Genomic DNA, 13,761 nt, shown 5'->3' on the forward strand with positions numbered 1-13,761 from the left:
CTTTCGTTTTTTTCTTTAAAAAACTAAAGATTCAGTGCAGAGCAGGAAAAAGCTCCTAAAAAAGCTGTTATTTCTTTTTTAAATTAGGCAAAAACAAGCCAACAATCCCTATTAACGGCAAATAAACGCAAAGATAATACACATAAGTAATACTAGTATGATCCGCAAGATTTCCCAATAAAGCCGATCCCAAACCACCCATTCCAAAGGCAAAACCATAGAAAAGACCAGAAACCATTCCTAGTTTTTTCGGCAATAATTCTTGTGCATAAACCAAGATTGCTGGAAATGCAGAGGAGATTATGATTCCAATTACGACAGATAAAACGCCTGTCCAAAATAAATCCACATGCGGCAACAATAAAGTAAAAGGTGCTGCTCCCAAGACTGAAAACCAAATCACATATTTTCTTCCAAATTTATCCCCTAACGGCCCACCTATTAAAGTTCCAATAGCACAAGAAGCCAAAAATAAAACCAAATGAAATTGTGCTTCCTGAACCGACAATCCAAATTTTTCAATTAGATAAAACGTAAAATAACTGGACATACTGGCCATGTAAAAGAATTTTGAAAATATCAAAACCAACAAAATCCCCACGGAGATTATAATCTTTCTTTGGGATAAATTAGGCAAATCGATTACGGCTTTTTTGGCACTTCTTAAACTTAAATGGTTTTGGTACCACAACGCAATTCTACTCAAAACAATCAGTCCGATAATAGCAACCACCACAAACCAGATGATGTAATATTGTGAATTAGGAACTACAATTAATGCCACAAGTAAAGGTCCTATTGCAGTCCCAGCATTGCCTCCCAGCTGGAAAATAGATTGCGCCAAGCCCCGTTTTCCTCCAGATGCCAAAAAAGAGATTCGGGAAGCTTCAGGATGAAAAATCGAAGAACCAATCCCAACCAAAATAACTGAAATTATAATCATAGAAAAACTAGATGCATAGGATAGAAATACTATTCCCGACATAGTAAATAACATCCCAAAAATTTGAGAAAATGGCTTGGGTCTTTTATCAGTATACAAACCAACTAAAGGCTGTAATATGGAAGCCGCTAATTGATATGCTAAGGTGATCAATCCAATTTGTGTAAAGGTTAAATTGAAATTTTCTTTTAAAATAGGATAGGCTGCCGGAATTACGGCTTGTAATAAATCATTCAATAAATGGGCAAATGCAATGGAAAACAATACAGAATAAACGGTTTGCTGCGCAATAGGAGTTGTATCCGTTTTTGATACACTATCAAGAGATGAATTCATATTTAAAAAACTAAATTAATAATTATTGGTTCGTTATAAAAAAAGTTAAATAAACTGAACCACATAATACCAAAACAACAAAGTTAAAAAAGACAATGGTATGCCAAACCCAATCATCATACTGCTTAAACGGGGTTTTAAACCGTGAGTAGACGCTAAAATACAAGCAGTAATCATAGGCGCCATTGCTGACTCCAATATGGCAACCTGAATAATTTTGGAATGCTGTTGCAAAATTACGACATACAACAGGTAAATAAGAGCGGGAGTCAATATTAATTTATACAGGAGTCCAAGTCCTAAAAACTTCCAATGCTTACTTTTTCGATCAAAACGCAGTTGTAAACCAACCGAAAGCAAAGCTAAAGGTGTCACACCACTTCCCATTTTCTGTAATAAAAACTGAATGTAATCCTGAAAATCAACTTTAAATACATTCATCAAACAGGCTATCAAAAAAGTTATAAATGGTGGAAAGAGAACAATCTTCTTAGCGATTTGAAAACCATTGGGATTGCCGCTGGAATATAAAGTTGCCACAAGGATTCCTAATGTGGAAAGCACTACAAAAGAACCAGGCTGATCCACTAAAATAGCTGTCTTTAGTCCTTCTTCTCCATATAATGCCTCAATTATTGGAAAACCTAAAAAGGAAGTATTTCCCAATCCGGCTGTTAAAATTAAACAACCAATAAGTTTTTTGGACCATCCAAGTCTATTTCCTAAAAAACTAAAAAGAAGAAAGGAAACAATAAATCCTATCCAAGCAACCCCAATTGGGAATAATAATTCAGGACTCCATTTTATTTTTGGAATGTAATACAGCGCCAAAGCTGGAAGGCAGATATAAATAACAATTTTATTTAATAACTTATAAATAGTTACAGGAAACCCTTTTATATTCTGGAGTATAATACCGAGAAATAAAAAAATGAAGATTATAATAAAGTTGGTCATAATACGGCAAAGATATTGACTAATGATTTATAAACTGAATTCAAAAAATATAAAATTTGTGATATATTAGCAGTACGAAATTAACAATAATAAGGTAAATGACATTTTAAGAGAATGACTGTCAATTCAAAATAGTTTTTATTAATTTTACTTTTCAAATAAATTGCTTTGTCCAATAAAAAATCAAAACATTCTGCCCTTAACGAAAAACCTGGTATTTCTCCTCCAGAAATTATCAGTTCGGTTGTTGTTGAACAAATTCAGCACTTTAGAAGAATACAACCTACAGCAAAAGAACTCGTTGAAGGAATTAAAAAGGGAAATATAACTGCGCTGAGTCGTGCGATTACTTTAGTGGAGAGTACGAATGTAAATCATTTGACTAAAGCCACCGACGTTATAAATACTTGCTTACCCTATGCTAACAAATCTATAAGAATAGGAATTACGGGAGTTCCTGGTGTTGGGAAAAGCACCTTTATTGAAGCTTTTGGAAAACACTTGACTAGTTTAGGTAAAAAAGTAGCGGTACTTGCCGTTGACCCTAGCAGTACGATTTCGCATGGCAGCATTTTAGGTGATAAAACCCGAATGGAAGAATTAGTTAAAGACAAGAATGCTTTTATACGCCCCTCGCCTTCCGGGGAAACATTGGGAGGTGTGGCTAGAAAAACCCGCGAAACCATCACGCTTTGTGAGGCTGCTGGTTTTGATACCATCATTATTGAAACCGTTGGCGTAGGCCAAAGTGAAACTGCCGTTCACAGTATGGTTGATTTTTTTCTTTTATTAAAAATTTCTGGTGCCGGTGATGAATTGCAAGGCATTAAACGGGGCATCATGGAAATGGCGGATACTATTGTCATCAATAAAGCGGATGGAGACAATGTTAGAAAAGCAAATTTAGCCAAGCTAGAGTTCAATAGAGCTTTGCATCTTTTCCCAGCAAAAAAATCAGGATGGACCCCCACAACTGCTACTTGTAGTGCTATTACACAAGACGGGATACCCGATGTTTGGGAAACCATTCAAAAATTTCTGGAGTTGACAAAAGGCAATAATTATTTCTTTGAAAAACGAAAAGAACAAAATCAATATTGGATGCTGGAGACCATCAACGAGCAATTGAAAACCAATTTCTACAGCAATCCGGAAATTCAAAAATCATTGGATTCAACCAAAAAAGCGGTACAAAATGATGAAATTTCACCCTTTGCAGCCGCTCAGTCATTATTAGAAAAGTATTTTAAACAATAAATTTATTCTTCGTAAAGTTTGATTTCTCGGTCATAAAACTCATTAGCAAGAACAATTAATCCTTCCATTTCAGCATTTAATTCTGCTTCGTCAAGGTCCTCAGCTTCTTCCATAAACTCTACCTCATCATCTTTAAGATTAATAATAAATCTAGGATAATCTAAATGTATGATAAAAATATCTTCGGGGAAATCAGTATTGTCGCCTAGTAAAAATTTTGGTAATTCCATGAATATTATAATTAAATATTTATTGTTTTATCTCTTTTCGTTTTGTAACACTAACTTTTTTGTTAATCTCGCAAAGCGAATATACAAAAATATAGCGGCGGCGGTTAAACCTGCCAAAAGTCCTATCCAAATTCCAACTGCCTTCAAATTGGTGTATTCCCCTAAATAATACGAAATAGGAAAACCAATAATCCAATACGCCACAAAGGTAATATACATTGGAACTTTTACATCTTGTAAACCTCGTAAAGCCCCCAAAACAACTACTTGAATTCCATCCGAAATTTGGAAAATAGCTGCAATCAGAAGCAATTTTGAAGTTATAATGATAATTTCTTGATTATCAATCATTTGACCAGGATCACTCATATTCAAGAACAAATGTGGCAAAAAATTATGAAATACCACAAAAATTATCGCAAAGAAAGTTTCCAATATGATGGCTAACAGAAAAATAGAACGCGCCACAACAATCAAGTTTTTATAATCGTTCATTCCTTTTGTATGGCTTACCCGAATCATGGCAGTAACGCTCAAACCCATCGCTACCATAAACGTTGAAGATGCCAGAATTAAAGCAATTTGATTGGCAGCCTGGCTATTTTTTCCCAATGAACCCGATAGCCATATTGCAGCTGTAAACAATGCTACTTCAAACAACATTTGCATTGCCGAAGGCAAACCAAGATTGATTATTTTTTTTAAAATTGATTTTTGTATTTCTTTAAAACTGAAATTCTTGAAATATTTCTTCATGTCCGAGTTACTTTTCATTAGATAATGCATAAAGACTACCATCATAATTCTTGATAAAACCGTCCCCAAAGCCGCTCCCAAAATTCCTAATTTCGGAAAAAACCAAATTCCATAAATCAACACATAATTAAAAAAAATATGCACTACGTTAGCCATAAAAATAGCATACATCGAGTATTTTGTTTTAGCTAAACCATCAGCAAATTGTTTGTATCCTTGATAGATAATTACTGGAATTAATGAGAAAGCAACCCAATCAATATATGGAGCAGCCATATCAACCACATCCTTAGGCTGGTGCATCAGATACATGATCTGTTTTGATAACACTGTCATAATAAATAATGCTACCCCTAAAACCGTACATAAAAGTAGTCCGTGATGAAAAGTAGTGCGGATTTTTTGATTGTCCTTTTCGGCATCAGCTTCGGCAACTAACGGAGTAATTGCCGTAGAAAAACCTATACCTAAAGACAAAGCAATAAATATAAAGCTATTGCCTAACGAAACAGCCGCTAACTCTGTCGACCCCAGTTTACCGACCATAAAATTATCGACTATCCCTATTAAAGTATGCCCTAACATTCCTAAAATTACTGGATAGGCTAATTTAATATTATAGGAGAACTCTTTGAAGTACTGAGATAAATTCACTTTTACTTTTTTGATGGCAAATATAATTAGAAGCTTTCAATTGTATTCATACTATTGCATATATAACAGTCTTTTTTTTAATACTTATTTACACATAACAAGGAATTCTGTAACAAAACCAAACAATTGTATAACAAAACAGCCTGATGCGGGCTATACATTTGTAAAGTCGTTTTCAAACTAATACAAGTAACGACAAAAACAATTAATTAAAATAGTAGAATTATGAGAATTACAAGAAAAATTAAAACTGTGTTGGTAGTAGCAATATCAATAATGTTTGCAAGCAATGTTGAAGCACAAGAAACAAAAGAAGCGAAAGATGTTACAAATTACGATCAAGGATTCCGTTTAGGATTTGGTGCAAATGCAGGGTACTCAACTAATGATCCTTACAAATTATCACTTGGTGCAGATGTAAGAGGACAATATGATTTATCACAAAGATACTCTTTGACGTTGACTACAGGTTACACTAATTTATTTGTAAGCAAAGCTGATGCGTTTCCTGGTCAAACAGAAGGAAAAGATTTAGGTATTATTCCAGCTAAAGCGGGTTTCAAAGCTTTTATTTGGGAAGATCAATTTTACGTTATGGGGGAAGCTGGTGCAGCATTTGCAGTAAGTAATGTAGACAATACTAGAGACAAAACTTCTTTATTATTATCTCCAAGTATAGGTTATGCTACGAAATACATAGATATTTCTTTGAACTATACTCACTATAATCATTTTGATCGTTTAAACAGTAACGGTTCTCTTGGAAGAGGAGTTGGACAAGTAGGTGTACGTTTAGCTTATGGTTTTCAATTGTAAAAAAATATTGAATTAGTTAAGAAAGATGCGCTGAAATTCAGCGCATTTTTTGTTTAATATTGGAAATACTTTTTATCCGTTAAGCTTTTCATAAAAGCTATAAGTTGTTTTTTTTCCTTGTCAGTCAGCTTTAATTTGTCCTCGGGTAAAGTTTGATTCTGCAAATTAAAACCCAATCCGTTTCCACCGCCATCATTATAAAAATCAATGACTTCCTCTAGTGTTTTAAAAACACCATTATGCATGTATGGGGCAGTCAATTCAACATTTCGTAAAGTAGGTGTTTTGAATGAATTTCTATGAATTGACGCTTTGGTTAATTCAAATTTTCCTAAATCAGCATCCAGTTTTTTATTCTTATCAGGAACACCTAATACTTCACTTTCCGATTTCATAAAACTTGGTGGTACCGTTCCGTTTGTTAATGGGATAAAATGACAGGTCGCGCATTTTGCTTTTCCAGTAAAGAGATTAAATCCAGCAATCTCATCTAAATCAAATTTCTCTTCTCCTCGCATAAAACCATCAAATTTTGAATCATAAGTACTCAATGATCTTATGTAGGAAGCCAATGCATTTTTTATAGCAAATTCATCTATTCCTGTTTTAGGAAATGCCTTTAAGAACTTTGCATTGTAATTAACATTCTTTTTTAAAGCTATAACTGATTTTTCTAAAGAGCCGTGCATTTCATTTTCATTAGTTATTACTGCTACTGCCTGATCTTCCAGATAACTAACTCTGGAATCTAAAAAAAATGAACGTTGAAAGGCAATATGAGTAAGTGTAGGCGTATTCCTTTTAACTAGAGAATTACCATCTAAGGAAACTGATTTCTCCAAACCATCTGTAAACGCTTTTTCAATATGATGACACGAAGCACACGAACGAGAATTATCTCCAGATAAAACAGGATCATTAAACAACAATCTCCCCAATTCTATTTTTTCAGAGGTTGTTTTGTAATCTGGGAATGCTGAAAAAGCCTCAACATCAAAAGCTTTTTTATCAAAAAGTGTTTGTGCAGTAGATCTTAAACCTCTTGTTTCTTTTATGAAAGGAATTTTTAAATTCCCCTGACTTTTATATAAAGCCTTACTCAAAGGATTGGCAATTTCTCGAATAAAAACAGCCCGATTAAATTCATTGAACTTATTACTTTTTTTTAGATACTTCTTTCCGTTTCCAATGATTTTCAAAACCAATAGAGATGTCTTATCGCTTGAATCGCCAACATAAATTGTATGGTATTGCTCAATACTTTCTAATGTTGAAATCGCTTCTGAGATAGAATTTTGAGCAATTGGGGAATCAAAGCCTGTTATTCCCAAGGTTATGATTCTAAATACTTCTAATCGCATTGCGTCAAAAACATGTGAATCTGTTAATTCATTCGTTTGAGACACTTTGTCCAGCCGCTTTAAATTAGCAGAAAGAATGCCTATTTCTTTCAATAAACTCCCTTTAGTTTGGGAATTATAAACTGGAAAAATGAATTCTTCAATCACTTGAAATCCTTCTGGAGGCAAAGTCTTTCCATCATTTTCTTCAAATTCAGACAAGGCGGGACCGTTGATAGCTTTGGAAACAACCGGAAAATAATATTCACTGATCATTTCTACTTGTTTATAACTGGCATGAGCATCCAGAAATTGTTGCTGAAGTTTAGGCGTTGAAGTATTCGATTGAATTAAGTGCTCTAGCTTAGAAACGTTATCTATAACTTTCAGGATATCTGATTTAAATAAATCATTTACAGATTCATGCTTTGGTACTGCTTTCTGACAAGAAACCAATATAATTAGAACCAATAAAATACAACTCTTTTTCATGATAAACATTAATAAATTTAAAAACAATATCCACGGTTCCCAATAAGAAACCGTGGATATTTGTAACTATTGTAATTGGATTAACTATCGTGCTAATCCTTTGATTAATACGATTTGACTTGCCTGATCTTCATTGGGACGATTGGTTCCTCCATCGACACCTTTATATTTTGTTCCTCTCCAAGTATGAGGCTGAACACTCAATAAAAAAGTATCTTCAATTCCTAACTCCTCTGACACATCAATCATAGCTCCATACTCCCAGTCTCCAAATTTACTAACCCCACCAACATTATACTTAGCAGCATCAATCTCAGTACGACGATGGTCTAATTCAACAACTACCTTCAATTGTTTTGTTGCCATATTGTATTGATAAATATAAGCATCATGCGTTTCGTCACCATAACCGTTTGCATCTTCCTGAACATAAACATAGTTCTTTGTCACACAAATATTATCTGGATTTTGAAATTTCCCTGCAATTCCTGTTCGATCATCGCCATCAAGAATCACTTGTAAAGTTCCAATTAACGGATTATTAGCATCTAGATTTAACTTATAAACTCTGCCATATTTAGTTCTGGAACCATCTGCATTTGAACCTGTTGTATTTTGTCCAGTAACGTTAAAATATATTTCTCTTGCTCCGGCATCACTCCCTTTTTTATAATCTAGATCCTCAACTCTACCAAACTTTAATGCTTTCAAGGAATTGACAGATGCATTTATTGCCGCTCCAGTCATTGTAGTATGATTATCAATTTTTACGAAAGACACATTATACGTTTGGTTTGCAACCATATCTTTCTCTCTTTGGTTGTCATCCGTTCTTTTCATCATATACAAAGCACCATTCGCTAAATCTCCAACTGTATTGGAGACATACATAAATACCTGGCCCCCATTAGTCCCTGAGTCATCATCACCAATAACTACAACCGTTTTCCCAGTAAAAGCAGTTGCCTTCAATGGTAATGCATTTTCAGCACTTAGTCGTCCTAGACCTGGTAATTCTTTTGAAACAGAAGCAGAACCCACATCTCCAAAAGGATTTACGGCATGTGTACGAGATTCTTCACCAGACTCTCCACATGTCAAATACAAAGGACCAAAACCATGCTCAGCAACAGTAGCCATAGTGGCTCCACACAACCTCCAAGTTCCTCCATTAGAATTCAATAAATACTCCCCTTTTGTTGGTTTAAATGTTTTATCAAAAGTGACTCTTGACACGGCAAAGTTATCTTCATGATTTACCAAAAAAGTAAATGTTCCATCCGCATTTTTCAATAATCCTGATCCATCGGCTGAACCTCCAAAAACAAAATTTGGGCTTCCCGCTAAAACATCATCTGATGTGATCAATGAAAAAAGCGATAAACCTTCAAATCCCGCTTGTTTTTTTAATAATACTGGTGTCAGCGATTGATTGGCTAAAACTACACTTGTAGTCTCATTTGAAGATTTAGAATCACTTTCACAAGAAATTAGTGATGCTAAAAACAACATTGGTAGAATAATTTTTTTCATTTTGGTTAATAGTTTTAAATTCATTGCAAAGAAATGCACTGAGTTTTAACTTTAAACGAATAAATTATTAAGAAAAAATTAACAATTTGAGCGTTTTTTTGCTTAAAAAAACAATAAATTTACGTAGTAACTTTATATTAATACAATAGTAAACTTTAATTAACCTTGCCCCAAGAGGTGTTATAAACTACTTTTCCTTCTTAAGCATCTCCTTATACATTTCAATATTTGCTTTAATACTATCGTCCATTTTTGGTTCTTGAATGTCCGCATGTTTTCGCATTTCTTCCCAAATAATTTTGGCTACAATATAGCGCGCCATCTCCTTATCATCTGCAGGAATCACAAACCATGGCGCATAATCAGTCGATGTTTTATTAATTGCTTCTTCATAACAATGCATATAATCATCCCAACGTTCTCGCTCTTTCAAATCACCTGTAGAGAATTTCCAATTGTGCTTTTGTTCTTCTAAGCGACGCAACAAGCGTTTCCGTTGCTCCTCTTTACTTAAGTGCAAAAAGAATTTCAGCATGATAATCCCATTTTGTGTAATGTGCTTTTCAAAATTATTGATTTGTTCCATTCTATTTTCCCAAAACTGGGGCGTAACAGCCGCTATATTTTCAATTTCAGGTAAATTTTCCTTTAACAAATATTCCGGATGCACTCGAGTAACCAAAACATTTTCATAATGTGATCGATTAAAAACCGTAAATTTTCCTTTTTCAGGTAAAACTAAATAATGCCGCCACAAGTAATCATGCTCTAATTCATTAGAATTTGGCGTTTTAAAACTATGTACTACCACACCACGGGAATTGAATTCCTTAAAAACTTCCCGAATCAAACTATCCTTGCCTGATGTATCCATCCCTTGCAGACAAATCAAAACTCCATACCGATTGTGTGCATACATCACGTCCTGTATTTCACTCAATTTCACTTGAACTTTATCTAATTTATCTTCCTTTTCATCGTTACTATTCCCATTAAAAAGGTTAGTAGCCATATTGGCCAAATTAATTTTGCCAATCACTTTAAAATCGTCGGGATTTATAGACTTCATATCAAATAATTTATCTTAGCGAACTCAAATATAACAAATAATGAGGATTAATCCTGATGAATTTCAGGAGCATTTTCCAGCTATTCGTTGCAATCTTTTATTATTTTAAAAAAAAATAACAAAAGGATTTCTACTACTATCTGGGCTAGGCACTCGTTTACATAAAAAATAATGGAAAAATTTACACTCGAATTATTATTTCAAATCATTGGCATTGGTTCCGCATCAGGACTTATTTACAAAGAGGATTCCCTTTACATCATTGGAGACAACAGTGGGTACCTTTATGAGTATCATATGAATTCTCATGATTTAAAGCGCCATGCTCTAATTGAAAATCCATCCGAAAATATTCTAAAAAAAGAAAAACCTGATTTTGAGGCAATCGCCCATTTTGAAGATAAGCTGTATGTTTTTGGTTCTGGTTCTACCAAAAAAAGAAACGCCATGGTGCAACTTGATACCCAAGATAAAAAAATGAATACTACAACAGATCTTTCCAATTTATATGCCGTAATGCAAAGTTTTGGCGATGTTAAACCCCAAGATTTCAATATCGAAGGTGCAATTTATAATGGTGAAAACTGGTTGTTATTGAATCGTGGCAACGGAAGTGCCAATAAAAATGTTATTTTCACTATTCAAGGAGAAAATCTGACCAACGATTTTAGTATTCTCTCAAACAACTACAAACTCCCTAAAATAAAAGGAGTACGCAGTAGTTTTACCGATGGTGTTTTAGTCGATGATAGCATTTATTTTTTGGCAACAGCCGAAGATACTGCATCTACTTACGATGATGGCGAAGTTTTAGGAAGCCTTATAGGGAGAATTAACCTCAAAACCATGAAAATCGATTTCACCAAAAAAATTAGCAGTACCCATAAATTTGAAGGATTAACTGTATTTACACATTCAAAAGAAAAAATCGAGTTCCTACTTTGTGAAGACAAAGACACCGAAGTTTTAGAAACAGACATTTACAAATTGACCTTGGATTTAAAAAAGAGTCTCCTAGATTAAAAATAATCGTTTCATTCAAAATACCATAACGTTAAATTTAAATTAAATAGAAACCCAAAATAGATTTCAAATATAAAACGAGGTACTTTTACAGTAAACGAAGCCTTATAATTGGCTTCCCAATAATTGATAAAATGACAGACTTAAAAAATAAAAATGCCCTGATTACGGGAGCTGGAAAAGGCATTGGAAAAGCCATAGCTTTGGCCTTAGCAAAAGAAGGTGTGAATGTGATTTTGGTTGCCAGAACACAAGAAGAGATTGACAGCGTCGCTGCAAAAGTACGCTCTTTAAGAGTAAAAGCGCTGGCAATAACCGCTGATGTTGCCGATATTAATTCGGTGAACGCCGCAGTTGCTAAAGCATTGGCCGAATTTGGATCTATTGATATTTTAATTAACAATGCCGGAATAGCGGCTTTTGGTAAATTTTTAGAATTAGAACCAACCGATTGGGAACGCATCATTCAGGTAAACCTGATGGGAACCTATTATGTAACCCGCGCCGTATTACCCAATATGATCGAAAGACAAATGGGTGATATCATTAATATTTCTTCAACAGCCGGATTAAGCGGAAATGCGTTAACAAGTGCCTACAGTGCTTCTAAATTTGCTGTTTTAGGATTAACGGAATCCTTAATGCAAGAAGTGCGTAAACATAATATTCGTGTCACGGCATTAACACCAAGCACAGTTGCCACTGAAATGGCCAAAGATTTAAAACTGACTGATGGAAATCCGGAAAAAGTCATGCAAGCCGAAGATATGGCCGAATTAATCATCGCGCAACTCAAACTAAACCGACGCGTTTTCATCAAAAACAGTAGTATTTGGTCTACGAATCCATAGTAATGGTTGAAGGTCAAAAGTCTTAAAGTCGAATGACCAATATCTAATAAAAAACCATTGAGAGATTAAGTTTTCCCTTAATATCTTAATGGTTTAAAATCTTACATGACTTATATGGTAAAAAAACTTAAACCATAGTCTTTACAAAATCCATTCGCACACTTCCGTCTTCATCAATTTTAGTCAAATTGATTTCGTGTAATGTATTTACTAATTCTGGATTCCAAGGCGTCTTTACTTTCACATAGTTTTCGGTAAAACCATGAATGTATCCTTCTTTATTTTCACTTTCAAATAGAACAGTTCTGTTTGTACCCAATTGGCTTTCGTAAAAAGCACGGCGTTTTTTAACGGACAATCCGCGCAACATTTTACTGCGTTTTGCCCGAACATTTCCAGGAACAACACCTTCCATTACTGCCGCTTCGGTATTATCCCGTTCTGAATACGTGAAAACATGTAAATACGAAATATCCATATCATTTAAAAAATGATAGGTTTCTAAAAAGTGCTCATCCGTTTCACCAGGAAAACCAACAATCACATCCACACCAATACAAGCGTGCGGCATTACTTCCCGTATTTTATTTACCCGTTCCGTATATATTTCACGTTGGTAACGACGCTTCATTAATTTCAAAATATCATTACTACCGGATTGCAACGGAATATGAAAATGTGGTACAAAAGTCCTGCTTTTTGATACAAATTCGATCGTTTCATTTTTCAATAAATTTGGTTCAATTGAAGAAATTCGCAATCTTTCGATTCCTTCTACTTTGTCTAATTCCTGAACTAATTCTAAGAAGGTATGTTCGTGTTTTTTATTTCCAAATTCCCCTTTTCCGTAATCTCCAATATTTACACCGGTAAGAACAATTTCTTTGATATTTTGAGCAGAAATATCTTTAGCATTTTTGAGCACATTTTCCAGCTCATCACTTCTCGAAATTCCTCTTGCTAATGGAATGGTACAATAGGTACATTTATAATCGCAACCGTCCTGCACTTTCAAGAAAGCACGGGTTCTATCTCCTATCGAATAACTTCCCACATAAAAATCCGCTTCCGAAATCTCGCAAGAATGTACTTCGCCCATATCGTTTTTGGACAAATCATTGATATAATCCGCCAATTTAAATTTCTCTGTTGCACCAAGAACTAAATCTACACCATCAACGGCTGCTAATTCTTCCGGTTTCAATTGCGCATAACAACCTACTGCTGCGACAAATGCTTTATCATTCAATTTCATCGCTTTTCGCACGACTTGCTTGAACTGTTTGTCTGCATTTTCCGTTACTGAACACGTATTAATAACATACATATCAGCAACTTCTTCAAAATCTACCCGATCAAAACCCTCGTCTTGTAAATTACGGGCAATTGTAGAAGTTTCCGAAAAATTCAGTTTGCAACCAAGCGTATAAAAAGCAACTTTTTTTCTATTTTCCATAAGATAACTCAATTAATGAAATCGTTGTCAAAAAATTGAGAGTGCAAA

12 protein-coding genes are annotated in these 13,761 nt (G+C 34.4%); 4 read left to right on the forward strand and 8 right to left on the reverse strand.

Annotation, left to right across the window (positions count from 1 at the left end):
* Nucleotides 1-67 precede the first annotated feature (67 nt).
* Nucleotides 68-1,279: an MFS transporter gene (locus ACNQF9_RS11880; RefSeq protein WP_417990285.1), complete on the reverse strand. Its 1,212-nt coding sequence runs from the start codon at nt 1,277-1,279 to the stop codon at nt 68-70.
* Between the two features lie 45 nt (nt 1,280-1,324).
* Nucleotides 1,325-2,236: an AEC family transporter gene (locus ACNQF9_RS11885; RefSeq protein ID WP_417990286.1), complete on the reverse strand. Its 912-nt coding sequence runs from the start codon at nt 2,234-2,236 to the stop codon at nt 1,325-1,327.
* A 168-nt stretch (nt 2,237-2,404) separates the two neighbouring features.
* Between ACNQF9_RS11885 and meaB the strand changes: the two genes are divergently transcribed.
* Nucleotides 2,405-3,493, forward strand: coding sequence for a methylmalonyl Co-A mutase-associated GTPase MeaB (meaB, locus tag ACNQF9_RS11890; protein WP_417990287.1), 1,089 nt, complete (start codon nt 2,405-2,407; stop codon nt 3,491-3,493).
* Nucleotides 3,494-3,495: 2 nt separating this feature from the next.
* Here meaB and ACNQF9_RS11895 read toward each other — a convergent pair whose 3' ends face one another.
* Together ACNQF9_RS11895 and ACNQF9_RS11900 are read right to left on the reverse strand one after the other, a co-directional pair.
* A complete protein-coding gene (locus ACNQF9_RS11895) occupies nt 3,496-3,723 on the reverse strand; it encodes a hypothetical protein (RefSeq protein WP_091204000.1) in 228 nt (75 codons plus the stop codon).
* A 27-nt stretch (nt 3,724-3,750) separates the two neighbouring features.
* Complete coding sequence (locus ACNQF9_RS11900; RefSeq protein WP_417960844.1) at nt 3,751-5,133, reverse strand: MATE family efflux transporter; 1,383 nt, start codon at nt 5,131-5,133, stop codon at nt 3,751-3,753.
* A 225-nt stretch (nt 5,134-5,358) separates the two neighbouring features.
* On the opposite strand from ACNQF9_RS11900, the gene ACNQF9_RS11905 reads away from it, so the two are divergent.
* Nucleotides 5,359-5,949 (forward strand): hypothetical protein, encoded by a 591-nt coding sequence (locus tag ACNQF9_RS11905; protein WP_417960846.1) that lies wholly within the window; start codon nt 5,359-5,361, stop codon nt 5,947-5,949.
* A 53-nt stretch (nt 5,950-6,002) separates the two neighbouring features.
* Here the strand turns inward: ACNQF9_RS11905 and ACNQF9_RS11910 are convergent, their stop codons facing one another.
* From ACNQF9_RS11910 to ACNQF9_RS11920, 3 genes are all read right to left on the reverse strand, one after another.
* A complete protein-coding gene (locus tag ACNQF9_RS11910) occupies nt 6,003-7,781 on the reverse strand; it encodes a cytochrome-c peroxidase (protein ID WP_417990288.1) in 1,779 nt (592 codons plus the stop codon).
* Between the two features lie 84 nt (nt 7,782-7,865).
* A complete protein-coding gene (locus tag ACNQF9_RS11915; RefSeq protein WP_417990289.1) occupies nt 7,866-9,314 on the reverse strand; it encodes a PhoX family protein in 1,449 nt (482 codons plus the stop codon).
* A 187-nt stretch (nt 9,315-9,501) separates the two neighbouring features.
* Nucleotides 9,502-10,383 (reverse strand): PPK2 family polyphosphate kinase, encoded by an 882-nt coding sequence (locus tag ACNQF9_RS11920; RefSeq protein ID WP_417990290.1) that lies wholly within the window; start codon nt 10,381-10,383, stop codon nt 9,502-9,504.
* A 171-nt stretch (nt 10,384-10,554) separates the two neighbouring features.
* On the opposite strand from ACNQF9_RS11920, the gene ACNQF9_RS11925 reads away from it, so the two are divergent.
* A complete protein-coding gene (locus ACNQF9_RS11925) occupies nt 10,555-11,406 on the forward strand; it encodes a DUF6929 family protein (RefSeq protein ID WP_417960854.1) in 852 nt (283 codons plus the stop codon).
* Between the two features lie 134 nt (nt 11,407-11,540).
* Entirely contained in the window at nt 11,541-12,257 is a 717-nt protein-coding gene (locus tag ACNQF9_RS11930; RefSeq protein ID WP_417960856.1) for a 3-ketoacyl-ACP reductase, read from the forward strand.
* A 127-nt stretch (nt 12,258-12,384) separates the two neighbouring features.
* Here the strand turns inward: ACNQF9_RS11930 and mtaB are convergent, their stop codons facing one another.
* The gene (gene mtaB / locus ACNQF9_RS11935; protein WP_417990291.1) at nt 12,385-13,713 is read right to left on the reverse strand and encodes a tRNA (N(6)-L-threonylcarbamoyladenosine(37)-C(2))-methylthiotransferase MtaB; all 1,329 of its coding nucleotides are present in this window, start codon (nt 13,711-13,713) and stop codon (nt 12,385-12,387) included.
* Between the last annotated feature and the right edge of the window lie 48 nt (nt 13,714-13,761).

Origin of the sequence: Flavobacterium amylolyticum, from assembly GCF_048284335.1 — a bacterium.
Taxonomy (GTDB): domain Bacteria; phylum Bacteroidota; class Bacteroidia; order Flavobacteriales; family Flavobacteriaceae; genus Flavobacterium.